Genomic DNA, 21,995 nt, shown 5'->3' with positions numbered 1-21,995 from the left:
GCATCGTCCTCACTCGAGAGGAGTCGAAATGCCCACTGAAGGTGTCGATTACTCCTACGACCGACCCTCACCCTCCGGTCTGTCCGATTACGGCGCGAAGTTCGCCGTGCGGTACCTGTCGTACAACGACGACAAGAACATGTCCAAGTCCGAGGTCGGCAAGCTCAACGACGCCGGCCTGTTCGTGGTGTCCAACTGGGAGAACGAATCCGGCGATGCCCTGAAGGGACGCGACTCCGGGGCCACGTTCGCCACCGAGGCCGATCGCCTGCACAGGGCGGCCGGCGGCGGAGACGACAGGCCGATCTACTTCTCGGTGGACTTCGACGCCACCGCCGACCAACTGTCCACCTGCTATGCGTATCTCGAGGGCGCCGCCTCGGTGATCGGCAAGGAGCGGGTCGGCGTGTACGGCGGCCGACGCGTCGTGGATTACATGGCGGGCAAGGGAATCCAGTGGCTGTGGCAAACCTACGCCTGGAGCGGATTCCCCTCGGAAAGCGCGCGCAAGGACCCTGACGACCCGCATTGGCGCCAGGGCCTCAGCATGCAGCAGTACGACAACAACGTCACGATCGCCGGGGGCGCCTGCGATCGTGACCGCGCCATGTCCGACGACTATGGACAGTGGAAGATCGCAGACGCCGGGTGATCACTCCAGAGCGCGGATCGTCAGCGCGGCGTCCAGGGCCGCCACCGTCGAGCCCCAGCCCTTGTCCTCACTGGAGTCGGCGAAGCCCGCGCGGTCGCGGGCCTGGGCGTCGGTGTTGACGGTCAGGACGCCGTGCGCCACCGGGGTGGATTCGTCCAGCGCCACCCGGGTGAGGCCCTCGGTGACGGCCTTGCACACGTAGTCGAAGTGCGCGGTGTCGCCGCGCACCACCACGCCCAGCGCCACCACCGCGTCGCAGCGGCGCGCCAGGGCCTGGGCCACCACGGGAAGCTCCACCGAACCCGCCACCCGGGCCACGCGGACGTCGGTGACGCCGCTGGCCTTGGCGGCGGCCCGAGCGCGGTCCACCATCTGGTCCACCAGGTCGGCGTGCCAACGCGTCGCGACGATGCCGAGCCGCAGTCCCGCGGCGTCCGCGGCGACCTCGGCGGGTGCGCCGTATCCGGCCATCAGACGGCCTCCAGGTTCTCCAGCAGGTGGCCCATGCGGTCGCGCTTGGTGCGCAGGTACGCGAGGTTCTCGGGGCGCACCGCGCCGGGCAGCGGGACCCGGCCGTTGACGGTGAGTCCGAAGCCCTCGATGCCCGCGCGCTTGGCGGGATTGTTGGTCAGCAGCCGCATCGACGTGACGCCGAGATCAGCGAGGATCTGTGCCCCGGTGCCGTAGTCGCGGGCGTCGGCGGGCAGACCCAGATCCAGGTTGGCGTCCACTGTGTCGCGTCCGCCGTCCTGGAGCTGGTATGCCTGGAGCTTGTGCAGCAGGCCGATGCCGCGCCCCTCGTGGCCGCGCATGTACAGCACCACGCCGCGGCCCTCGGCCGCCACCGCGCGCATCGCGGCCTGCAACTGGGGCCCGCAATCGCAACGCAGCGAGCCGAAGGCGTCGCCCGTGAGGCACTCGGAGTGCACCCGCACCAGGACGTCGGCACCGTCGCCGATCTCGCCGCGCACCAGCGCGATGTGCTCGCCGCCGTCGATCTCGCTCCGATAGCCGATGGCGCGGAACTCGCCGTGCGCGGTGGGCAGCTTGGTGTCGGCGGCCCTGGTGACCTGCTGTTCGGTGTGGCGGCGGTAGGCGATCAGGTCGGCGATGCTGATCAGGCGCAGGCCGTGCTCGTCGGCGAATTCGCGCAGGTCGGGTAGGCGCTTCATGGTGCCGTCGTCGTTGACCAGTTCGCACAGCACGCCCGCGGGACGCAGGCCCGCCAGCACCGCCAGGTCGATGGCCGCCTCGGTGTGGCCAGGGCGGCGCAGCACGCCGCCGTCCATGGCCCGCAGGGGAACCATGTGGCCGGGACGGGTCAGGTCCTCGGGTTTGGTGTCGGGGTCGGCCAGCAGGTGGATGGTGTGGCAGCGGTCGGCGGCCGAGATCCCCGTGCTGGCGGTGTCGCGGGCGTCCACCGTCACGGTGTAGGCGGTGCCGCGCCGATCCTGGTTGGTGTGGAACTGCGGCGGCAGCCCGAGGCGGTCGGCGTCGGCGGTGGTCAACGGCGCGCAGATGTAGCCCGAGGTGTAGCGGATCATGAAGGCCAACAGTTCGGGCGTGGCCTTCTCCGCGGCGAAGATCAGGTCGCCCTCGTTCTCGCGGTCGGCGTCGTCGACGACGATGACGGGCTTGCCCGCGGCGATGTCCGCGATCGCGGAGGCGACGGTTTCCACAGTGGTCATGCCGCGGCTCCCATCAGCTTCTCCACGTGCCGAGCCAGCACGTCGGTTTCCAGGTGGACGCTGTCGCCGCCTTGCTTGTGCCCCAAGGTGGTCAGCTTCAGGGTGGTCGGGATCAGGCCGACGCTGAACGAGCCTCCGTCAACCGCGGTGACGGTGAGCGACACGCCGTCGACGGCGACCGAACCCTTCTCCACGATGTACTTCGACAGTCCATCGGGGATGGAGAAGGTGACGGTCTCCCACTCGGCGGCGGGTTCGCGCGACAGAATCCAGCTCACGCCGTCCACGTGGCCCTGGACGATGTGACCGCCGAGCCGGGCGTCGGCGCGCACCGCGCGTTCCAGGTTGCAGACGTCGCCGCGCTTCAGCGTCTCCAGGGCCGTGCGACGGTAGGTCTCGCCCATGACGTCGACGGTGAAGACGTCGCCGTCGACGGCGACGACGGTGAGGCACACGCCGTTGACGGCGATCGAGTCGCCGTGGCGTGCGTCTGAGGTGACGAGCGGGCCGCGAATCGACAGCCCGCCGGGGACGATCTCGACGATCTCGCCGAGTTCTTCGACAATTCCGGTAAACATTCCTCGTGTTCCCTTACCTACGGTATGGGCACACGGCAGGCGGGGAAACAGCGAGTCGCGTACACATCGGACGATGCGTACACTCGCGCGCCAACTACCATCCGGACTCTCACCGTCGGCCCCGGAATCTCACCGAGTCAACCGATCGCTGGATGCGATCGGGTCGCGGGCTTTAACCGCCGGTTCGGAATTTCACCGACCCCGCCAGCGCGCATGCTGGTCATCCAGAAGTCTGCCACGCGACGGCGGTCGCGAACCCGCCAGGTGCCCGAATTCACAGTCCCCCCGAAACCCGCTTGCGCCCGGCGCCGGCGACGGCGTATCGTCTCGCGGCGTGGGAGAAATAGACATCAACGGCCAAGCGCTCGCCGCCTGGTCCCACGCGCTCGTGGCGCGTCCGCGGGCGGCGGCGTAGGCTTCGGCCGCGACGCCCCGCTTTCGTTTATCTGACGGCGTCTGCCGACCGATGGGTCGCGCGGTCGAGGCCCCTTGAGGCAACCATTCATCTCAAGGCGGGCCGCTTCATTCTCCCGATTTCCACACGCGACTATCGTGTCCTTTGTGGCCTGCCTGTCTTCCAAAAGGGACTCAACGCATGTCACGCAATCGCCGACACCTGTCGCAAAACTTCCTCACCGACCCGGCGGTGGCCGCCGCCGTGGTGCGCCTCGCGGGCGTCACCCGCGACGACCTGATCGTCGAGGCGGGACCCGGCGACGGCATCCTCACCCGCGCCATCGCCCGCAAGGCCCGCAAGGTGCTGGCCTACGAGCTCGACCCGGCGCTGTCGCGCCGCCTGCGCCACCGCTTCGCCGACGACCCGCGGGTGCACTGTGTACACCGCGACTTCCTGTCCACCTCGCCGCCGCGCGGCGACTTCGCCGTGGTGGCCAACATTCCGTACTCCCGCACCTCGTCCATCGTCCAGTGGTGCCTGGAAGCGCGCGCCCTCACCGGCGCCACCCTGGTGACGCAGCTGGAATACGCCCGCAAGCGCTCGGGCGACTACGGGCGCCACAGCCTGCTCACCGTGTCCACCTGGCCGCGCTTCGAATGGGAGCTCGCGGGCCGCGTCGGGCGCGAGAAGTTCGACCCCGTGCCGCGGGTGGACTCGGGAATCCTGCGGCTGACGCGCCGCCCGCTGCCGCTGGTGCCCCGCGAGGCGCTGGGCGAGTACCGGCGCTTCGTGGAGCGGGGATTCTCGGGGGTCGGCGGCAGCCTGGCCGCCTCGCTGCGCCACCCGTACGGTTCCCGCGCGGTGGGCGCGGCGTTTCGACACGTCGGCGTGGACCCGCGGGCCGTGGTCGGCTACGTCACTCCCACGCAGTGGATCGGGCTGTTTCTTGAGGTGGCGCGGATATGATCCGCCAATGTCGGCGTACCTGAGAGAAATGTTCGGATTGGACGGTCGCGTCGCCCTGGTCACGGGCGGCAGCACCGGAATCGGCTTCGCCATGGCCGAGGCCCTGGGCCGCGCGGGCGCCAGGGTCGCCATCGTGGCGCGGCAACCCGAGGGCCTGGCCGCGGCCGTCCAACAGCTGGAGGCCGCGGGTGTGACGGCGCGGGCGGTGTCGGCCGACCTGGCCGACCGCTCCCAGGTGGCCCGCGCCGCCGACGAGGCCGTCGCCGCGGTCGGCGAGCCCGACATCCTGGTGTGCGCGGCGGGCGTCAACCCCCGCCCGCACATGGACGAGCTGTCGGCCGACGACTGGGACCTGTGCATGAGGGTCAACGTCGACGCCGCTTTCCTGCTGGGCCAACGCTTCGGGCCCGGGATGGCCGAGCGCGGCTGGGGACGCGTCATCAACGTCGGCTCGCAGCAGGCGCACCGCGCCTTCGGCAACAGCGGCGCCTACGGGGTGTCCAAGGCCGCGATCACGGGCCTGACCCGGTCCCAGGCCGAGGCGTGGTCGGGGCGCGGGGTCTGCTGTCACACGGTGGTCCCCGGCTTCGTGCTCACCCGCCTGGGTCACGTGCACGTCGCCTCGGGCCGCGCCGACGCCCTAGCGGCGCGGACCATGGTGGGCCGCAACGGATTGCCGCAGGACTTCGCCGGCACCACCGTCTTCCTGGCCAGCGCGGCGTCGTCCTATCTCACCGGACAGGAGATCTACGTGGACGGCGGCTTCTCGGTGACCTGACGCCACCGAGCCCCGCTGTCAGGACTGCTGCTTGGCCTCGGGTTTGGCGTCCACACCGGCCTCCTTGCGCTGCTGCGCGGTGATGGTGGTGGGGGCGCCGGTCAGCGGGTCGTGGCCGCCGCGGCTCTTCGGGAAGGCGATCACCTCGCGGATCGAGTCCGCCTTGGACAGCAGCGTGCAGACCCGGTCCCAGCCGAAGGCGATTCCGCCGTGCGGCGGCGGGCCGTACTGGAACGCCTCCAGCAGGAAGCCGAACTTCTCGCTCGCCTCGGCCTCGTCGATGCCGAGGGTCTCGAAGACCCGGCTTTGCATCTCGGCGTCGTGGATACGGATCGAACCGCCGCCGATCTCGTTGCCGTTGCACACGATGTCGTACGCGTACGCCAGCGCCTCGCCCGGGTCGTCCTGGAAGTTGGCGGCCCAGTCGGAGTTCGGCGAGGTGAACGGGTGGTGCAGGGAGGTCCAGCCGCCCTCGTCGGTCTTGCCGAACATGGGGGCATCCACCACCCAGCAGAACGCCCATTCGTCCTCATTGATGAGTTCGCAGCGCCGTCCGATCTCCAGACGGGCCGCCCCCAACAGTTCCAGGGCCTCGATCTTGTCGGCGGAGGCGGCGAAGAACACCGCGTCGCCGGGCTTGGCGCCGGTCGCGGCGGCCAGTCCGTCCAAGTGCGCCTGCGACAGGTTCTTGGCGACCGGGCCGCGCGGCTCGCCGGTGTGCTCGTCGAACAGCACGTACGCCAATCCCCTGGCGCCGCGGGCCTTCGCCCAGTCCTGCCAGCCGTCGAGCTGCTTGCGGGTCTGCGAGGCCCCGCCGGGCATCACGACCGCGCCCACGTGTCCCCCGGCGGCCAGCGCGCCCGAGAACACCCGGAACTCGCTTCCCTCCAGATAGGACGACAGGTCGACCAGCTCGACGCCGAAGCGCAGATCCGGCTTGTCGGAACCGTAGCGGCCCATGGCCTCGCGCCAGGTGATGCGCGGGATCGCGCCGGTGATCTCGTGGCCCGCGAGGTTCTTCCACAGCGCGGTCACCACCTTCTCCCCCAGCGCGATGATGTCGTCCTCCACCACAAAGGACGCCTCGATGTCCAGCTGGGTGAACTCCGGCTGCCGGTCGGCGCGGAAGTCCTCGTCCCGGTAGCAGCGGGCGATCTGGTAGTACCGCTCGAACCCGGCCACCATGAGCAGCTGCTTGAACAGCTGGGGCGACTGCGGAAGCGCGTACCAGGTGCCCGGCTGCAGGCGCACCGGCACCAGGAAGTCGCGGGCGCCCTCCGGCGTGGACCGGGTGAGGGTCGGGGTCTCGATCTCGACGAAGCCCTCGTCGTGCAGCAGTTCGCGGGCGATCCGGTTGGCCTCGCTGCGCAGCCGGATGGCGGTGGCGGGGCCGGTGCGGCGCAGGTCCAGGTAGCGGTGCTTGAGCCGGACGTCCTCGCCGACGTCGACCTTGTCGTCGATGGGCAGCGGCAGCGGGGCCGCCGACGACAGCACCGTCAGCCGGTCGGCCACCACCTCGATCTCGCCGGTGGGCAGCTCGGGATTCTCATTGCCGTCGGGCCTGCGCGACACCACGCCGGTCACCTGGACGCAGAACTCGTTGCGCAGCTCGTGTGCCTGCTTGGCCGCCTCGGAGTCGCGGAACACCACCTGGGCCACACCGGACGCGTCGCGCAGGTCGATGAACTCCACGCCGCCGTGGTCGCGGCGGCGGTCCACCCAGCCGGACAGCGTGACGGTCTTGTCGACATCGGCGGCGCGCAGCTCACCGGCGCGGTTGGTGCGGTACACGGTTTTCGGCTCCCGGTTTGGCGAGGAAGTTAAGGCAACGCCGATTATCGTACGCAGCCCGATGGGGCCCGCGATCAGGCGGTGGCCGCGGCGGGCCGGGGTTCGGCCGGGGTGTCGCCGCGGTCGCGGGTGCGCGCCAGCAGGGCGGCGCCGCCGGTGGCGACCAGGGAACCCGCTCCGGCGGCCACGAAGCCCCAGGGGGCGCCGATGTGGTCCACGGCCAGGCCCACCAGGGGGGCGCCGATCGCCGAGCCCAGCGTGATGGCCGAGCCGTGCATGCCCATGGCCTCGCCGCGCACCGACGGCGGCGCCAGTTTGGACACCCGGTCGACGCTGGCGGCGATGCTGGGGGCGGTGACCAGCCCGGCGGGGATCAGGCCGAGGCCGAGCAGCCACCAGTTGCCGAGCAGGCCGAGCGGGATGGTGGCGGCGCCCATGACGGCCAGCAGCACCAGGGGGTTGACGTGACGGTCGGTGGTGCCGAAGGCGAAGCCGCCCAGCAGGGAGTACAGCGCCCACACCGCCATCACGGCCCACGCCTGCCCCATCTCGGAGTGGCTCTCCAGGGTGGACACGATGGCGACGTCGGAGCCGCCGAGGGTCACGGTGGCGCCGACCCCGGCGATGAGCATCGCGATCATGGGGCCGGTCAGCCATTGGCGGCGCGGGGGCCGCACGGCGTCGGTGGTCTCGTGCTCGGCGCGGGTGCGCGGGTTGACCCACCACAGGAAGGCCCCGGCCAGGGGGGCCCACAGGCCGATGGCGATCGGCATGATCTGTGGCGCGGCCGCCGCCGACATCACGGTGGCCAGCGCGGGTCCGATCATGAACGTGATTTCGACCAATGTGGAGTCCAGCGCGTAGGCGGTGCGGCGCTGCGCCTCGGGGATCATGGCCGCCAGGGGCTGACGCACCACGATGAAGACCGGGAGGTTGAGCACCCCGGCGAACAGCGCCAGGCCCAGAAGCACCGGATACGGCATCAGCGGGACGGTGAGCCAGAAGGCACCCATCGCCACCGACGTCAGTGCCAGCACCGGGCGGATGCCCGCGCGGTCGGCGACGCGTCCATGCACAGTCGAGCCGATCGCGGCACCGATCACGAAGGCCGCGCCGACCAGCCCGGCCTCGAAATAGCCCTGGTCCAGGCCGAAACGCACGAAGAGGGTGAGCGACAGTCCCATGGCCGCGTACGGCACACGGGCAAGGAAACCGCCCAACAGGAGCCGCCTGACTCCGGGCTGGGCGAGCACCGCACGGTAAGGGCCAAAGGACATCTCGCTGATCACACCTCCGCGCACCATAGTGACGGACGGGTGCGACAGTGGCGATCACCAGGCGGGGTGATTCCGCCGACAGCACCGGTCGGTCCGCGGATTCCCTCGGGGGCGAGGATGGACGGCATGAGACGCATCGGGGTCATCGGAGCGGGAGAGATATTCCGGCCTCCCCGCGGCGCCCTGGCGGGTCTGCGGCTGGACGGCAACCGAATCGTGGTCAATGTGTCGGCGACGACGACCTGGTGAGGGTCGTCCCGCTGCCGTCGCCGACGCGACCTTCAACGTCCTGTCGGCGCTGACGGGGACGCCGACGACGCACTACGCGTATCTCGCCACGCTCGCGTCGTGGGTCGTGGGCCACGGCATCGCCGCTGATGACGCCGAACGGCAACAACGCACGCATCCGCGCCACCTGGTTCGATCACGCCAACTTCGAGGCGCCGGCCTGCGCGCTCGACGTCTCGCGTGGGGCCGCGACCGATCAATCGGTGCCCGGGGGCCGCCAGTCGTCGGTACCCGGGGCGCCGCGTCCGAACCAGTGTTCGCCCGTGGCGCGGGCCAGGCGGTTGCGGACGGCGGCGGGCAGCTTGCCGCGCGAGCCGAACACCGCGTCCATCCGGTGGGCGGCGCGGAACAGCTTCACAACCCGCAGCCGGCGCTCGGCCTCGTAGCGGCGCAGCCCGTCGGCCACGCCTCGGCCGGTGAGGCAGATTCCCAGGGTCACGGCGTCCTCGAGGGCCAGCCCGCCGCCGAGACCCCGGTCGGGGGGCAGGGCGTGGGCCGCGTCGCCCACCAGCGCCGCGCCCGAGGCGTCGTCGATGTGGGTGAAGTGGCGGGGCAGCGGCTGCAGCTGGGACAGCTCCGTCTGGGTGATCTCCTCGGGGCGGGTGTTCTTGATCAGATCGCCGATGGGGTCGTGCCAGTCGGCGAACCAGCGGGCCAGCAGCTCGTGCCGCACCTTGGCGGGCTCCGGACGCAGGCCGCCGCGCACCACCGCCATCCAATAGATGCCGCGCTTTCCCATGGGCACGAACAGGAAGCGGCGTCCGCCGGTGCCGCGGGTCTCGCCGCCGAGGTCGGTGAGTTCCTGGCCGCGGTGAGTCGGGATCATCGCCTGGAACGCCACCTGCGCGGTGCCCCGCACCTTGCTGGCGGCGTCGAGGCCGGCGCGCACCGCGCTGCCGATTCCGTCGGCGCCGATCAGCAGGTCGGCCTGCCAGCGGCGGTGGCGGTCGCCGGCGGCGGGGTGCACCAGGTCGATGTGGGTCGCGGTGATTCCGGTGTGGACCTCGACGCGGTCGCCGAGCGCGGCCACCAGCGCCTCGATCAGGTCGGCGCGATGCACGGCGACGGTGCGGGCGCCGGGGCGGTCGAGGGTCTCGGCGTCGGCGGCGGCCAGGACGTGTCCGTCGCTGCGGCGCAGCCGCGCCTGGGCCACCGGGGTGGCGATGGCGTCGAGCGCCAGGCCCAGATCCAGCGACCGCAGCGCGCGAACCGCGTTGGGGCGCAACAGGACCCCGCTGTTGTCGCCGCGCAGTCGGTCCCCGCGTTCCAGCAGGGCCACCCGCCAACCGGCCTTCTCCAGCGCGATCGCCGTGGCGAGACCGGCGATGCCCGCCCCCACGATGACCGCGCGACGCTGTGCCGACATCGCCGCCTACTTTTTGGCGTCGTCGGCGACGGCCTCGGACTCCGCGTCGGCGGGGGCCTCGTCCGCGTCGGCATCGTCGTCGGGATCCGTGGGGGATTCGGCGTTCTCGTCGGTGTCGGCGTCGGTGTCGGCGGCCGCGGCGTCCTCGGTGTCGGGCGCGGTCCATTCCTTGCCGGGCCGGTACTGCTCCCAGTCCACCAGGTGCAGCGTGCCGTCCGCGTCGGGCATCAGTGCCTGGCGCTTGCCCTGCACCCGGATCAGGTAGATGATCGCGCCGACCACCATGGCCACCGACATCCACTCGTTGACCCGCAGGCCGAGGAACGCGTGGGCGATGTCGATGCGGCGGCTCTCCACGATGAAGCGGCCGACGCCGTAGCACAGCACGTAGATGGCGAAGGCGCGTCCGGCGCCGAACTTGAAGCGGCGGTCCAGCCACAGGATGAGCCCCGCGATGCCCGCGTCCCAGATCAGCTCGTACAGAAAGGTCGGCTCGTAGGCGGCGGCGCCGGTGAACTGGCCGGGGATGTCGGTCTGGTGGATCGGGTCGATCTTCAGGCCCCACCAGTGCGTGGTGGGCTTGCCGAACAGCTCCTGGTTGAACCAGTTGCCCAGTCGCCCGATCGCTTGCGCCAGCGGCAATCCCGGGGCCAGGCTGTCGGCCACCATGGAGAACGGCACCTTGGCGAGGCGGCAGGCGATCCACACGCCGACGCCGCCCAACAGCACGGCTCCGGGGATGCCGAGCCCGCCGTTCCAGATCGCGAAGGCGTTCCACGGATTGGCGTCGGGGCCGGAACCGAAGTAGGCGTCCGGCGAGGTGATCAGGTGGTAGATGCGTCCACCGATGATGCCGAACGGCACCGCCCAGATCGCCAGGTCGAAGATGAAGCCACGCGGGGCCCCGCGCTTACGCAGCCGCGCCTCGGTGATCCAGCAGGCGACGATGATGCCCGCGATGATGCACAGCGCGTAGGCCCGGATCGGAATATGGTCCACGCCCAAAATGGAGAAGGGCAGCGGGATGTCCCACTCGCTTTTCGGGGGGCTGGGGATGTACGCGTAGTCCACGGCGAGACACGTTACCGGGTCACGTGGAGACCCGTGACACGCCGTCGGCCAGGTCGGTGGTCAGGGTCCGCAGCGCCTCGAGACCGGCGGCGGGGCCGTCGGCGTCGGCGAGGCAGGAGACCATCGCCGAGCCCACGATGACGGCGTCGGCGTAGCCGGCGACCTCGGCGGCCTGGTCGCCGTTGCGCACGCCCAGCCCGACGCCGATCGGCAGCTTCGTGGCCGCGCGGGTGCGCTCCACCAGGGCGGGGGCGGCGCTGGAGGTGCTGTCGCGCGCGCCGGTGATGCCCATGATGGACTGCGCGTACACGAAGCCGCGGGTGGCCGCGACGGTGCGGGCGATGCGCTCGGGCGTCGACGACGGCGCCACCAGGAACACCCGGTCCAGGTCGTGGGCGTCGGAGGCGGCCAGCCATTCGTCGGCCTCGTCGGGGATCAGGTCGGGCGTGATCAGACCGGCTCCCCCGGCGGAGGCGAGGTCGCGGGCGAAGGCGTCCACGCCGTGCTTCTCGACCGGGTTCCAGTAGGTCATCACGAGCACCGGGGCGCCGAAGGACGCGGCGGACTCCACGACGCGCAGCACCTCGCGGGTGCGGGTCCCGTTGGCCAGGGCGGTGGCGGCGGCCTTCTGGATGACGGGGCCGTCCAGCACCGGGTCGGAGTAGGGCAGGCCGACCTCGACGATGTCGCAGCCGGCGTCCACCATGGTCTTGATGGCCGCGATCGAATCATCCACTGTGGGATATCCCGCGGGCAGGTAGCCGACCAGGGCGGCGCGGCCGGCGGCGCGCGCGGCGGCGAAGGCGGACGCGACACTCACCGGGCGTCTCCCGTCAGTCCGAAGTAGTCGGCGGCGGTCTCCATGTCCTTGTCGCCGCGGCCCGACAGGCACACCACGATGGTGGCGTCGGCACCGTGCGTCTCGCGCAGCCGCGGCGCCAGCCGGATCGCCCCGGCCACGGCGTGGGCGCTCTCCAGCGCGGGGATGATGCCCTCGGTGCGGCACAGCGTCTTGAAGGCGTCCATGGCGTCGGCGTCGGTGACGGCTTCGTAGGTGGCGCGGCCGGAGTCCTTGAGCCAGGCGTGTTCGGGGCCGACGGACGGGTAGTCCAGGCCCGCCGAGATCGAGTAGGACTCGATGATCTGCCCGTCGTCGTCCTGCATCACGTAGCTGCGCGCGCCGTGCAGGACGCCGGGGCTGCCCAGCGCCAGGGTGGCGCCGTGCTCGCCGATGCCGGTGCCGCGTCCGCCCGCCTCGAAGCCGTACAGGCCCACGTCGGCGTCGTCGACGAACGCGTGGAAGATCCCCATGGCGTTGGAGCCGCCGCCGACGCAGGCGGCCACCGCGTCGGGCAGCCGCCCGAACTGGTCCAGGCATTGGGCGCGGGCCTCGGTGCCGATGCCCGACACCAGGTCGCGCACCAGCGCCGGGAACGGGTGGGGCCCGGCGACGGTGCCCAGCAGATAGTGCGTGGTGTCGACGGTGGACACCCATTCGCGCAGCGCCTCGTTGATGGAGTCCTTCAGCGTCTGCGAGCCGTTGGTCACCGGGATCACTTCGGCGCCAAGCATTCTCATGCGCGCCACGTTGAGGGCCTGCCGACGGCAGTCCTCGGCACCCATGTAGACAGTGCACTCCAGATCGAGGTACGCCGCCGCGGTGGCCGAGGCGACGCCGTGCTGTCCGGCGCCGGTCTCGGCGATGATGCGCGACTTGCCGAGCAGCCGCTTGGTGAGCAGCGCCTGACCCAGCACGTTGCGGATCTTGTGGGCGCCGGTGTGGTTGAGGTCCTCGCGCTTCAGCAGCACCCGCACGCCGAGCTCGTCCGACAGCCGCCTCGCGTGGTACAGCAGGGAGGGGCAGCCGGCGTACTCGCGCAGCAGCGTGGCGAACTCGGCCTTGAAGGCGTCGTCGGTCAGCGCCTTTTGATGCGCCGCCTCCAGCTCGTCGAGGGCGACGACCAGCGCCTCGGGGACGAAGCGGCCTCCGTACCGTCCCCAGTGGCCGAACGCGTCGGGCCGCGGCGCGCTCATCGAACCGGGCGGGGCGTGGACGGGTGGCTTCCGGCGGTCACCAGGTCGGCGACGGCCTCGCGGGGGGTCTTGTTGGTGACCAGGCCCTCGCCGACCAACACGGCGTCGGCGCCCACCGACGCGTAGCGCAGCAGGTCGCGGGCGTCGCGGACGCCGGATTCGGCGATCTTGACGACCCCGGCGGGCAGGCCCGGGGCGACGCGTTCGAACACCGACTTGTCGACCTTGAGGGTGCGCAGGTCGCGGGCGTTGACGCCGATGACGCGGGCGCCGGCGGCCAGGGCGCGGTCGGCCTCGTCCTCGTCGTGGATCTCGACCAGGGCGGTCATGCCCAGCGACTCGACGCGCTCCAGAAGCGACACCAGGGCGTTCTGTTCGAGCGCGGCCACGATGAGCAGCACCAGGTCGGCGCCGTGGGCGCGCGCCTCGTGCACCTGGTAGCTGGAGATGATGAAGTCCTTGCGCAGCACGGGAACCCGCACCGCGGCTCGCACCGCGTCCAGGTCGTCGAGGTTGCCGCGGAAGTAGTTCGCCTCGGTCAGGACGCTGATCGCGCGGGCCCCGCCGGCGGCGTACTCGCAGGCCAGCTGCGCGGGGTCGGGAATCTCGGCAAGCTCCCCTTTGGACGGTGAGGAGCGTTTCACCTCGGCGATGACGCCGACGCCGGGCCCCTTGAGGATCGCGAAGGCGTCCAGGGGACCGGGGGTCTTCTCCGCAAGGGCACGGATCTTATCCATCGGAACTCGTCGCTGGCGTTCGTCCACGTCGGCGGCGACTCCGGCGATGATTTCGTCGAGCACACTCACCGCGCGCACTCCTCTCCCGGCGCCGTTTCGCCGATACTAAGCGAGGTCGGATCTACTCCGTTATCGAGGGCGTCCCACATCGCCGCGGGGTCGTCTGCTACGGCGGCGCGCGGCTTGGCCTCGGCGCGGTCGTAGCGGGCGGACATGGTGGGCCACGACGGGCCGCGCTGCCACGCCACGACCGCCACGGCCAGCACCGCGATCCCCGCGATCAGGGTGACGACGGGCCAGACGCCGGTGTCGGTGACGCTGCCGTAGCCGCCCGCGGCGACGCAGCCGATTCCGGCCAGCCCCACGCACGCGGTCACGACGCGTCGGGCGGCGCCGCCGGTGGCGATCAGCGCGATGACCCCGGCCAGGCCCACCACGGCGGCGGGGACCGACCAGGCGGCGAGTTGGCCGCCGGTCTGGGTGATGGTCTCGGGCGGCAGCGGGGAGGGGCGCGCGTGGCTGGTGTGGCTCCAGACGCGGGTCGCGGCGTACAGCGCGGCCCCGGCGGAGGCGAGCCCGGCGAGGATCGCGATCGTCATGACGCGCTTCGGGTTGCTCATGACTCCTCCCCCAGCGGCAGTTCGCGCCCGGTGAAGCAGGTGCGGGTGCCGGTGTGGCAGGCGGGGCCGGTCTGCCGGACGCGCAGCAGCACCGCGTCGCCGTCGCAGTCGAGGGCCACCGACATCACGCGCTGGGTGTTGCCGGAGGTCTCGCCCTTGACCCACAGGCGTTGCCGGGATCGGGAGAAGTACGTGGCGCGCCCGGTCGAGAGCGTGCGGTGGAGCGCCTCATCGTTCATCCACGCCAGCATGAGCACCTCACCGGTGTCGTGTTCCTGGACGACGGCGGCGACCAGGCCGTGAGCGTCGCGCTTCAAACGCCCGCTGATGTCTGTCGACAGCTTGGACGGTGATTCCACGATCACTGATTCTCGCCGAAGCCGGGATCGCTCACTCACTCGGGTCAGTGCCGGCGCTTCGGGGCCGCGAAACCCGTGACGCGTCGGACATTCGGCGAACTTGGCCTCGAGCCGACTCGAGGTCGTACGCTTCGCGCCATGACATCACCGCAGCACAAGATCGGTTCGGGATTCGGACGCGACACCACGGCCGCCGAGGTCCTCAAGGGAGTCGACCTGGCGGGCAGGCTCGCCGTCGTCACCGGCGGGTACTCCGGCCTCGGCCTGGAGACCACCCGCGCGCTGTCGGACGCCGGGGCCGACATCATCGTCGGGGCGCGCCGCCCGGACACCGCCCGGGCCGCTGTCGACGGCATCGATCGCGTCGAGCTCAGCGAGCTCGATCTGTCCGATCTCGACAGTGTCGCGGGCTTCGCCGACGGGATCCTGGACGGCGGACGCGGCATCGATCTCATGATCAACAGCGCCGGGATCATGGCCTGCCCCGAGGCCCGGGTCGGCGACGGCTGGGAGTCCCAGTTCGCCACCAACCACTTGGGACACTTCGCCCTGGTCAACCGGCTGTGGCCGGCGCTGCGTCCCGGCTCCCGCGTAGTGGCCGTTTCTTCTGCCGCCCATCGGATGTCGGGCATCCGCTGGGACGACATCCACTTCACCGCCGACGCCTACGACCGGTGGCTGGCGTACGGCCAGTCCAAGACCGCCAACGCCCTGTTCGCCCTGGAGCTCGACAGGCGCGGCGAGGCCGCGGGCGTGCGGGCGTTCTCGCTTCACCCCGGCGGCATCCTCACGCCGCTGCAGCGCCACATGAGCGAGGCGGACAAGCGCGACCTGGGCTGGGTTGACGAGAACGGCAACGCCCGGCCGGAGCTCCAGTTCAAGACCCCGGAGGCGGGGGCGGCCACCCAGGTGTGGGCCGCGACCTCGCCGCGGCTGGACGGCATGGGCGGTGTCTACTGTGAGGACTGCGACATCGCCGAGCCCGCGGTCCAGGAGGGTGCGCGCGGCGGCGTCCACGCCCACGCCACGGACCCCGAGCAGGCCGCCCGGTTGTGGGAGCTGTCGGCGGAGCTGACGGGCGTCGACGCCTTCGCCTAAGACCCGAACCGCAGCGCCGCCAGCTCGCCGAGCCCGCGCACCGCGTCCGGAGTGGACAATGCCGCTCCCAGGCCGGTGACGCGGGCCCCGGCGTCCAGAAAGTCGGTGGCCGACTCCACCGTGATGCCGCCGGTGGCGACGAGGTTCACGTGCGGGAAGGGCCCGCGGATGGCGCGAAACCATGCCGGGCCCAGGGCGTTGGCGGGGAAGGCCTTCAGCCAGGTGCAGCCGTGCGACAGGGCCAGGTGCACCTCGGTGGCGGTGCCCACGCCCGGCAGGTGCGGCAGGCCGGCGGCGGTGCTGGCCGCCAGCACCCGGGCGTCGAAACCGGGCGCCACGGTGAACTCCGCGCCCGTCGCGGACGCCTGGTCCACATGAGACGCCGAGACGACGGTGCCGGCGCCGACGCGCTTGCCGCGCTGACGCCCCGCGGCGACCGTTGCCGCCAGCGCCGCGACCTGCCCGGGCTCGCCGATGGTCACCTCGAGCAGGTCGACGCCCGCGTCCCAGGCCAGGTGGGCCAGCGCCACGGTCTCGTCGGGCGTGTGGCCGCGCAGGATCACCATCACGCGGCTTTCGCCGAACAGTTCGTCGAAACCGGCCACGGGAGGGTGCGTCATGGTGTGCCTCAATCTCGCAGGACCGCGGCGATCTGGGCCGCGCTCGGTATCTGTCCAACGTCGCCGGAAACCCGCAGCGTTCCCGCCGCCAGCAGGTGGCCGAGTCGCAGCCTAGCCGCCGGTGAGGCCCGTCGCAACAGCCCGAACAGGAACCCGGCGGCGAAGGCGTCGCCCGCGCCCACGGGCTCCACCACCTTGACCACCGGCGCCTCCACGAACACCCCCGGCGAGGTGCCGGTGTAGAAGGTCGCGCCGATCTCGGCGTCCTTGACCACGAGGGTCTGCGGGGTGGGCAGGGTCATGCGGATGTCGTCGGGTTTCTTTGTCCCCCATAGCACCTCGGCCTCGTCGCGCCCGACGAAAACCAGGTCCGCGGAGGCGGCGAGGGTGCGCAACACCGACGAGGCGGTGTCCGTCGACCACAGCTGCGGACGGAAGTTGACGTCGAAGCTCATCACCGTCTCGCCGAGCGGGCGGTCCATCAGCGCGTGCACCATCATGTCGAGGCAGGAGTCCGACAGGGCCGCGGTGATGCCCGTCAGGTGAACCAGGTGCGAGGCGGGCAAGCGGGTCAACACGTCGCGCCCCATCCGGGTGGCGGCCGAGTTCTGGCGGTAGTAGTACACCTTGGTGCGGTTGTGCTCGGGGTCCTTGAAGTACACCCCGGTGGGCGCGTCGCCGTCCACCTCCACCACCGAGATGTCGGCGCCCACGGCGGCCAGCTGCTTGCGAATCAGCTCCCCGAACGGGTCGTTTCCGACGCGCCCCGCCCACGAGGCGCGGGCACCCAACAAGGCCAGATAGGTCGCCACATTGGACTCCGCCCCCGCGACACCGAGTCTCAAAGTCGGCCCGTTCCGCAGGGGCGCGGGCGGATCGGGTGCCACCAGCGCCATGGCTTCTCCGATGCTGATGACGTCAAAGACAGGACTGGGGGCCGCGATATTCAACTTGATCTCCTGCGAGAATGGCGCAAGGGGTTAACGATGGCACTGTATCGAATCGCCCGATCCCGTGATGGCGGCATGACGGGTAAGTTTGCCCGATGCGACAGCTTATGGTGGGTGCGTTTATCGGCGCGGTTTTCGGCGCCGCCTTCGTCGTTGTCAACGCCCACGCCCCGCTGCCGGAACCCTTCGGCGTCATCCTGAGCATCCTCGCGATCCTGGCCGTGTGCGCCATCGCCGCGATGTCCGTCGTGATTCGTCGGCGGGATCAGCGGGAGACCCCGCCCGAGCCGGCCTCGGGGGCCTCGATGTTCGGCCGCGGCTACCGCTGGGTGGTGCTGGCCGAGGTGGTGGCCCTGGTGGGCGGCATCGCGGTGCTGCGCCTGCTCAGGGCGCCCGAGGAGGCCAACGTCGCCTGGATCGCCCTGGTCGTCGGCGTCCACTTCATCGCCCTGGCTCCGGTGTGGAAGCGCGTCAGCATCGGCGTGGTCGGCGGGATCCTCGCCGTGGCGGGCGTCGCGGGCCTCGTCATGACCGCGACGCCCGCCGTCGCCTGGGTGCCGATCGTCAGCGGTGTCGCCTCGGGGGTGACCCTGCTGGCGTCCAGCACATGGGCGGTGGCGCGGGTGGCGTCGTCCGCCGGCGCGTCGAGCTAGGCGGTCTGGGCGCCGTCGTAGACGCCCTTGGCGTCGTCGTCGAAGTAGCTGCCGGCCGCGGCGTCGCCGTAGCTGCCGAAGTAGGTGCCGGTCTGGGTGGCGGAGCCGTCGCCCTGGTAGTCGACCACCCAGGCACCGCCGCTGGCGCCGCCGCTCATGCCGTCGCAGTTGTCCATCAGCTGCTGGCTTTGCGGACCGGCGTACGCCTTGCCGGTGCACTGGGTGACCGCGTCGGTGGCGCCCGGGATGCCCACGATGTGGGCGTCGACGCCGATGTCCTTGTTGAACGCGACGCCCGTGGAGCCGACCACGTCGCCCACGGACTTGCCGTCCTGCTGGTTCAGGACGATGAAGGCGTAGTCGTCGGTGATACCGTCGCCGCCGGTGACCCAGCCCGCCGACTTCCAGTCCCACCATCCATAGGGGGCGTTGCCCTGGTTGTAGTTGGGGGCGAAGCGGTAGTTCTTGCCGCCGGAGTTGAAGCCGCAGTGCCGGGCGGTGGCGATGACGGACTTGTTCTGGCTGGAGATCACCGTGGCCGAGCAGATGTAGTCGCCGGTGTCGTCGGAGAACAGCAGCCGCCCGATGGATTCGGTGACGGCCTTGCCGTCGACGGAGGTGCCGGGGATCACCGTCTCGGCTCCCTTGTGGGACTTCGTCGCGATGCCGGAGTCCACCTTGGGTGCGGGCTTGGGTTTGGCGGCGGCGATACGCCGGGGCGTCCAGTAATCGCCGGGGGCGTCCCTTGTGGCCTTGCTCGTCGTCGCGTGCGTGGTGAGTGTTGGGTGGGGTTGGGGATCGGCCGAGGCCGTTGCGGTGTAGGCGATCGCGGTGAGGGCCACCGCGGAGGTCGCCACAATGGCGGCCAGCAGGCGTTTTCGCATCGAGAGTTTCCTCGCTTTCACTTACCGAGTGGTAAGCGACCGATCCTTCCATAGACTCATTGACAATTCGCAATGCTGCGATCGGGCCGTCCGCCCGCCTCACGGCCGATAGGGTGAGCGGCATGCGTACGCGTCAACTCGGCACCACCGGCCCCGTCGTCTCCGCCCTCGGTCTCGGGCTGATGGGGATGTCCGACTTCTACGGCCCCGCCGACGAGGCGGAGTCGCTGGCCACCATCGACGCCGCCGTCGACGCCGGGATCACCCTGCTCGACACCGGCGACTTCTACGGTTCCGGCCACAACGAACTCCTGCTGCGCCGCGCCCTGGAGTCCCACTCCCGCGACGAGCTGGTCATCAGCGTCAAGTTCGGGGCCCTGCGCGACCCCCACGGCGGCTTCATCGGCATCGACACCCGCCCGGTGGCGATCAAGAACGCGCTGGCCCAGACCCTGCGGCGGCTCGGCACCGACCACGTCGACATCTATCGGCCCGCCCGCCTCGACCCCGACGTCCCGATCGAGGACACCGTCGGCACCATCGCGACCCTGGTGGACGAGGGATTCGTCCGCCACATCGGTCTGTCCGAAATGGGCGCAGACACCCTGCGCCGGGCCGCGGCGGTTCACCCGATCGGCGACCTCCAGATCGAATACTCGCTGATCTCGCGCGGCATCGAGGCCGAGATCCTGCCCACCGCAAGGGAACTGGGCATCGGGATCACCGCCTACGGCGTGCTGTCGCGCGGGCTGATCAGCGGTCACTGGAGGCCCGACCGCGACACCGCGCCCGGCGACTTCCGCTCCCACAGCCCGCGCTTCGCCGCGGGCAACGTCGACGCCAACCTGGCGCTGGTGGACGCGCTGCGCGCCGTCGCCGAGTCCTCCGACGCCACCGCGGCGCAGGCCGCGATCGCCTGGGTAGCCTCGCGCGGCGACGACATCGTCCCGCTGGTGGGCGCCCGCACCCGCGAGCGCCTCGGCGAGTCGCTGCGCGCCGCCGAGCTGGATCTGTCCGCCGACGACCTGGCCGCCATCGAGGCGGCGGTCCCCAGCACGGCGGTGGCCGGGGACCGCTACGACGCGGCCCAGATGGCGATGCTGGACAGCGAGAGGCCCGCCTAGGCGCCCAGCCGGTCCGGGTCGGGGCCGAGGCGGGTGTCGCGATTCAGGCCCTCCACGCGGGCCATCTCGGCGTCGGTGAGCGCGAAGTCGAAGACGTCGATGTTGTCGCGGATCCGCGACGGCGTCACCGATTTCGGGATCACCACGTTGCCCACCTGGAGGTGCCAGCGCAGCACCACCTGCGCGGCGGACTTGCCGTGCGCGGCGGCGATGTCGGTGAGCACCGGGTCGGCCAGCAGCCGCCCGCCCTTACCCAGCGGGCTCCACGCCTCGGTGGCGATGCCGTGCTCGCGGTGGTACTCGCGCAGGTCGACCTGGGTGAGCCACGGGTGCAGCTCGATCTGGTTGAGCGCGGGCGTCACCTCGGACTCGGCGGCCAGCCGTTCCAGGTGCGGGATCTGGAAGTTCGACACCCCAATGGACTTGGCGCGGCCCTCGGAGGCGATGCGTTCGAAGGCGCGCCAGGTGTCGATGTAGCGGTCGACGCCGGGCAGCGGCCAGTGGATCAGGTAGAGGTCCACATAGTCCAGTCCGAGCCGGGACAGGGAGGCGTCGAACGCCTTCAGGGCGTCGTCGTACCCCTGGTCGTCGTTGCCCAGCTTGGTGGTGATGAACAGGTCCTCGCGCGCCACGTCCGACTCGGCGATTCCTTGTCCCACACCGCTTTCGTTGCGGTATACCGCGGCGGTGTCGATGCTGCGGTAACCGCTGGCGATCGCGGTACTCACCGCGCCGGCGGCCTCGTCGTCGGGCACCTGGAAGACCCCGAAGCCCAGCTGCGGCATGGGCGCGCCGTCGTTCAGCGTCGTGATGGGTGACTGCGTCACGGCACATCATCCTCTTCGTGTGTTGACGTCAAAATCTCCGCCTCCCAGCATGCATCTCAGACCGCGGCGACCACCTCGGTTTCGATCAGCGCGTCGGGATGGAACAGCCGGGACACCTCCACGGTGGCCGAGGCGGGTGGGGCGTCGGTGACGTGTTCGGCGAGCACCGCGGCGTACTCCTGGAGCCGCGTGATGTCGGTGAGGTAGGTGCGCACGCTGACGACGTTGTCGAACGTCGCCCCCTGCGAGGCCAGGATCGTCGACAGGGACGCGAAGACCTGCTCGGCCTGGGCGCGGAGGTCGCCCGCGCCGATGAACTCGCGCTCGGCGTTGAACGCGATCTGGCCCGCCACGTACAGCAGGGCGCCGTCGCCGATGTCGACCCTCACCACCTGCGAGTAGGCGTTGCGCGGCGTCACGACGCCCGCGGGGTTGTCCACTGTCTTCTTCACGCGTTGTCTCCTTTGTCGGGTGCGGGGCGAAGGTGTTCCGCCACCGTCCACAGTCCTTTGTCGGGTTCGGACGCGGCCGCGTCCAATGTGTCGGCCATGGCCCGAAGCGCCGGAACCTCGCCGGCCGCGGAGCGCACGGCGAGGTGAAGGTCCTTGGCGGCCAGGTAGACCGGGAAGTTGCCGCCGGTGCCGGTGTAGCTGGCGAGGACGCCCGCCAGCGGCGTGGCGCCCAGCAGCTCGACGCGCTGGTCCTCGTCGATGCCCAGGCCCTCGGCGACCGCCGCGACCTCGGCCAGCGAGGTGACGGACGCGATCAGGGCCGCGTTCACCAGCAGCTTGGCCGCCGCGCCCGCCCCGACTTCGCCACAGTGGACGACCGTCCCCAGGGCGTCGAGCACGGGGCGGGCGGCGGCGATGTCGTCGTCGCTGCCGCCGATCAGGAGGCCGAGCGTTCCGGCGAGCACCGCGGGGGTGCTGCCCTTCACCGGCGCGTCCAGCAGGCGGACGGCTTCGGGCAGGGCGCGCGCCAGTCGAGCGGTGGCCTCGGGTCCGATGGTGGACATCTGGAGGACCACCGTGGACGGATCGATGTGAGCCGCCGCGTCGCCCGCGCCGAGGAGGATGTCGTGGACGGCCTCGGCGCCGGCGACGTTGACGATGACCGCCTCGGCCCGGGCGACGGCCTCGGCGGGGCTGGCGGCGACCGCGACGCCGTGGGCGCGCAGCGGGTCGGCGCGGCGGGTGTCGCGGTTCCACGCCGTGATGTCGAAGCCGGCGTCGCGCAG

Annotated in this window: 25 protein-coding genes and 1 riboswitch; of the genes, 7 read left to right on the top strand and 18 right to left on the bottom strand. The window is 71.1% G+C overall.

Going from position 1 to position 21,995, the window contains the following annotated elements; all coding sequences use genetic code 11:
• Nucleotides 1–28: 28 nt before the first annotated feature.
• Complete coding sequence (locus VE172_RS22435) at nucleotides 29–652, top strand: glycoside hydrolase domain-containing protein (protein WP_324804235.1); 624 nt, start codon at nucleotides 29–31, stop codon at nucleotides 650–652.
• Here VE172_RS22435 and ribH read toward each other — a convergent pair whose 3' ends face one another.
• Genes ribH through VE172_RS22420 form a run of 3 tightly spaced genes read right to left on the bottom strand, consistent with a single transcriptional unit; the run spans nucleotide 653 to nucleotide 2,918 of the window.
• Nucleotides 653–1,123 carry a 6,7-dimethyl-8-ribityllumazine synthase gene (gene ribH, locus VE172_RS22430; RefSeq protein ID WP_324804234.1) on the bottom strand — a complete coding sequence of 157 codons (471 nt, stop codon included), beginning with the start codon at nucleotides 1,121–1,123 and terminating at the stop codon, nucleotides 653–655. It abuts the gene before it with no gap.
• A complete protein-coding gene (locus VE172_RS22425; RefSeq protein ID WP_324804233.1) occupies nucleotides 1,123–2,340 on the bottom strand; it encodes a bifunctional 3,4-dihydroxy-2-butanone-4-phosphate synthase/GTP cyclohydrolase II in 1,218 nt (405 codons plus the stop codon). The genes ribH and VE172_RS22425 overlap by 1 nt, the downstream gene beginning before the upstream one ends.
• Nucleotides 2,337–2,918: a riboflavin synthase gene (locus tag VE172_RS22420; RefSeq protein WP_324804232.1), complete on the bottom strand. Its 582-nt coding sequence runs from the start codon at nucleotides 2,916–2,918 to the stop codon at nucleotides 2,337–2,339. The genes VE172_RS22425 and VE172_RS22420 overlap by 4 nt, the downstream gene beginning before the upstream one ends.
• Nucleotides 2,919–3,003: 85 nt before the next feature.
• A riboswitch (FMN riboswitch) is annotated at nucleotides 3,004–3,131 on the bottom strand.
• Between the two features lie 382 nt (nucleotides 3,132–3,513).
• Between VE172_RS22420 and erm the strand changes: the two genes are divergently transcribed.
• Together erm and VE172_RS22410 are read left to right on the top strand one after the other, a co-directional pair.
• On the top strand, nucleotides 3,514–4,281 hold the full coding sequence (gene erm / locus VE172_RS22415) for an ErmE/ErmH/ErmO/ErmR family 23S rRNA (adenine(2058)-N(6))-methyltransferase (protein WP_324804231.1): 768 nt from the start codon (nucleotides 3,514–3,516) through the stop codon (nucleotides 4,279–4,281).
• 7 nt (nucleotides 4,282–4,288) lie between these two features.
• Nucleotides 4,289–5,059, top strand: a complete 771-nt coding sequence (locus VE172_RS22410; protein WP_324804230.1) for an SDR family NAD(P)-dependent oxidoreductase — start codon at nucleotides 4,289–4,291, stop codon at nucleotides 5,057–5,059.
• Nucleotides 5,060–5,077: 18 nt separating this feature from the next.
• Here the strand turns inward: VE172_RS22410 and aspS are convergent, their stop codons facing one another.
• Both aspS and VE172_RS22400 read right to left on the bottom strand, forming a co-directional pair.
• Nucleotides 5,078–6,850: an aspartate--tRNA ligase gene (aspS, locus tag VE172_RS22405; RefSeq protein ID WP_324804229.1), complete on the bottom strand. Its 1,773-nt coding sequence runs from the start codon at nucleotides 6,848–6,850 to the stop codon at nucleotides 5,078–5,080.
• A gap of 74 nt (nucleotides 6,851–6,924) precedes the next feature.
• Nucleotides 6,925–8,127 carry an MFS transporter gene (locus tag VE172_RS22400; RefSeq protein WP_324804228.1) on the bottom strand — a complete coding sequence of 401 codons (1,203 nt, stop codon included), beginning with the start codon at nucleotides 8,125–8,127 and terminating at the stop codon, nucleotides 6,925–6,927.
• Between the two features lie 126 nt (nucleotides 8,128–8,253).
• Here VE172_RS22400 and VE172_RS22395 point away from each other — a divergent pair, with 126 nt between their 5' ends.
• Nucleotides 8,254–8,376, top strand: a complete 123-nt coding sequence (locus VE172_RS22395) for a hypothetical protein (RefSeq protein ID WP_324804227.1) — start codon at nucleotides 8,254–8,256, stop codon at nucleotides 8,374–8,376.
• A 235-nt stretch (nucleotides 8,377–8,611) separates the two neighbouring features.
• Here VE172_RS22395 and VE172_RS22390 read toward each other — a convergent pair whose 3' ends face one another.
• From VE172_RS22390 to hisI, 7 genes are read right to left on the bottom strand one after another with little or no spacing between them, the layout of a single operon-like run.
• Complete coding sequence (locus VE172_RS22390; RefSeq protein WP_324804226.1) at nucleotides 8,612–9,781, bottom strand: FAD-dependent oxidoreductase; 1,170 nt, start codon at nucleotides 9,779–9,781, stop codon at nucleotides 8,612–8,614.
• A gap of 6 nt (nucleotides 9,782–9,787) precedes the next feature.
• Nucleotides 9,788–10,852 (bottom strand): prolipoprotein diacylglyceryl transferase, encoded by a 1,065-nt coding sequence (lgt, locus tag VE172_RS22385; RefSeq protein WP_324804225.1) that lies wholly within the window; start codon nucleotides 10,850–10,852, stop codon nucleotides 9,788–9,790.
• 19 nt (nucleotides 10,853–10,871) lie between these two features.
• Nucleotides 10,872–11,672 carry a tryptophan synthase subunit alpha gene (gene trpA / locus VE172_RS22380; RefSeq protein ID WP_324804224.1) on the bottom strand — a complete coding sequence of 267 codons (801 nt, stop codon included), beginning with the start codon at nucleotides 11,670–11,672 and terminating at the stop codon, nucleotides 10,872–10,874.
• Nucleotides 11,669–12,886, bottom strand: a complete 1,218-nt coding sequence (gene trpB, locus VE172_RS22375) for a tryptophan synthase subunit beta (protein WP_324804223.1) — start codon at nucleotides 12,884–12,886, stop codon at nucleotides 11,669–11,671. Before trpB ends, trpA begins: the two co-directional genes overlap by 4 nt.
• Nucleotides 12,883–13,686: an indole-3-glycerol phosphate synthase TrpC gene (trpC, locus tag VE172_RS22370; RefSeq protein WP_349258497.1), complete on the bottom strand. Its 804-nt coding sequence runs from the start codon at nucleotides 13,684–13,686 to the stop codon at nucleotides 12,883–12,885. Before trpC ends, trpB begins: the two co-directional genes overlap by 4 nt.
• A 2-nt stretch (nucleotides 13,687–13,688) precedes the next feature.
• Nucleotides 13,689–14,243, bottom strand: coding sequence for a Trp biosynthesis-associated membrane protein (locus VE172_RS22365; protein WP_324804221.1), 555 nt, complete (start codon nucleotides 14,241–14,243; stop codon nucleotides 13,689–13,691).
• Nucleotides 14,240–14,602, bottom strand: a complete 363-nt coding sequence (hisI, locus tag VE172_RS22360; protein ID WP_324804220.1) for a phosphoribosyl-AMP cyclohydrolase — start codon at nucleotides 14,600–14,602, stop codon at nucleotides 14,240–14,242. Before hisI ends, VE172_RS22365 begins: the two co-directional genes overlap by 4 nt.
• 138 nt (nucleotides 14,603–14,740) lie before the next feature.
• On the opposite strand from hisI, the gene VE172_RS22355 reads away from it, so the two are divergent.
• Entirely contained in the window at nucleotides 14,741–15,700 is a 960-nt protein-coding gene (locus tag VE172_RS22355) for an SDR family NAD(P)-dependent oxidoreductase (RefSeq protein WP_324804219.1), read from the top strand.
• Here VE172_RS22355 and VE172_RS22350 read toward each other — a convergent pair.
• Together VE172_RS22350 and VE172_RS22345 are read right to left on the bottom strand one after the other, a co-directional pair.
• Nucleotides 15,697–16,320, bottom strand: coding sequence for a bifunctional 4-hydroxy-2-oxoglutarate aldolase/2-dehydro-3-deoxy-phosphogluconate aldolase (locus VE172_RS22350; RefSeq protein ID WP_324804218.1), 624 nt, complete (start codon nucleotides 16,318–16,320; stop codon nucleotides 15,697–15,699). The two genes, VE172_RS22355 and VE172_RS22350, sit on opposite strands and share 4 nt — an antisense overlap.
• A gap of 8 nt (nucleotides 16,321–16,328) precedes the next feature.
• Nucleotides 16,329–17,270: a sugar kinase gene (locus tag VE172_RS22345; RefSeq protein WP_324804217.1), complete on the bottom strand. Its 942-nt coding sequence runs from the start codon at nucleotides 17,268–17,270 to the stop codon at nucleotides 16,329–16,331.
• Nucleotides 17,271–17,365: 95 nt separating this feature from the next.
• Between VE172_RS22345 and VE172_RS22340 the strand changes: the two genes are divergently transcribed.
• Nucleotides 17,366–17,923 carry a hypothetical protein gene (locus VE172_RS22340; protein WP_324804216.1) on the top strand — a complete coding sequence of 186 codons (558 nt, stop codon included), beginning with the start codon at nucleotides 17,366–17,368 and terminating at the stop codon, nucleotides 17,921–17,923.
• Here the strand turns inward: VE172_RS22340 and VE172_RS22335 are convergent.
• Entirely contained in the window at nucleotides 17,920–18,807 is an 888-nt protein-coding gene (locus VE172_RS22335; RefSeq protein WP_324804215.1) for a hypothetical protein, read from the bottom strand. The genes VE172_RS22340 and VE172_RS22335 overlap by 4 nt on opposite strands.
• Before the next feature lie 122 nt (nucleotides 18,808–18,929).
• Between VE172_RS22335 and VE172_RS22330 the strand changes: the two genes are divergently transcribed.
• Nucleotides 18,930–19,931 (top strand): aldo/keto reductase, encoded by a 1,002-nt coding sequence (locus VE172_RS22330; RefSeq protein WP_324804214.1) that lies wholly within the window; start codon nucleotides 18,930–18,932, stop codon nucleotides 19,929–19,931.
• On the opposite strand, the gene VE172_RS22325 is transcribed toward VE172_RS22330, so the two are convergent.
• From VE172_RS22325 to VE172_RS22315, 3 genes are all read right to left on the bottom strand, one after another.
• A complete protein-coding gene (locus VE172_RS22325) occupies nucleotides 19,928–20,758 on the bottom strand; it encodes an aldo/keto reductase (RefSeq protein ID WP_324804213.1) in 831 nt (276 codons plus the stop codon). The two genes, VE172_RS22330 and VE172_RS22325, sit on opposite strands and share 4 nt — an antisense overlap.
• A gap of 56 nt (nucleotides 20,759–20,814) precedes the next feature.
• The gene (locus VE172_RS22320) at nucleotides 20,815–21,210 is read right to left on the bottom strand and encodes a RidA family protein (RefSeq protein WP_324804212.1); all 396 of its coding nucleotides are present in this window, start codon (nucleotides 21,208–21,210) and stop codon (nucleotides 20,815–20,817) included.
• Nucleotides 21,207–21,995, bottom strand: a 789-nt coding sequence (locus VE172_RS22315; protein ID WP_324804211.1) for an NAD(P)-dependent oxidoreductase, incomplete at its 5' end; no start/stop codon positions are given. The genes VE172_RS22315 and VE172_RS22320, both read right to left, overlap by 4 nt.

It is taken from the genome of Stackebrandtia sp. (assembly GCF_035643755.1).
GTDB lineage: Bacteria > Actinomycetota > Actinomycetes > Mycobacteriales > Micromonosporaceae > Stackebrandtia.
Note: the sequence above shows the minus strand (reverse complement) of the source record. Positions and strands in the feature narration are given on the sequence as shown.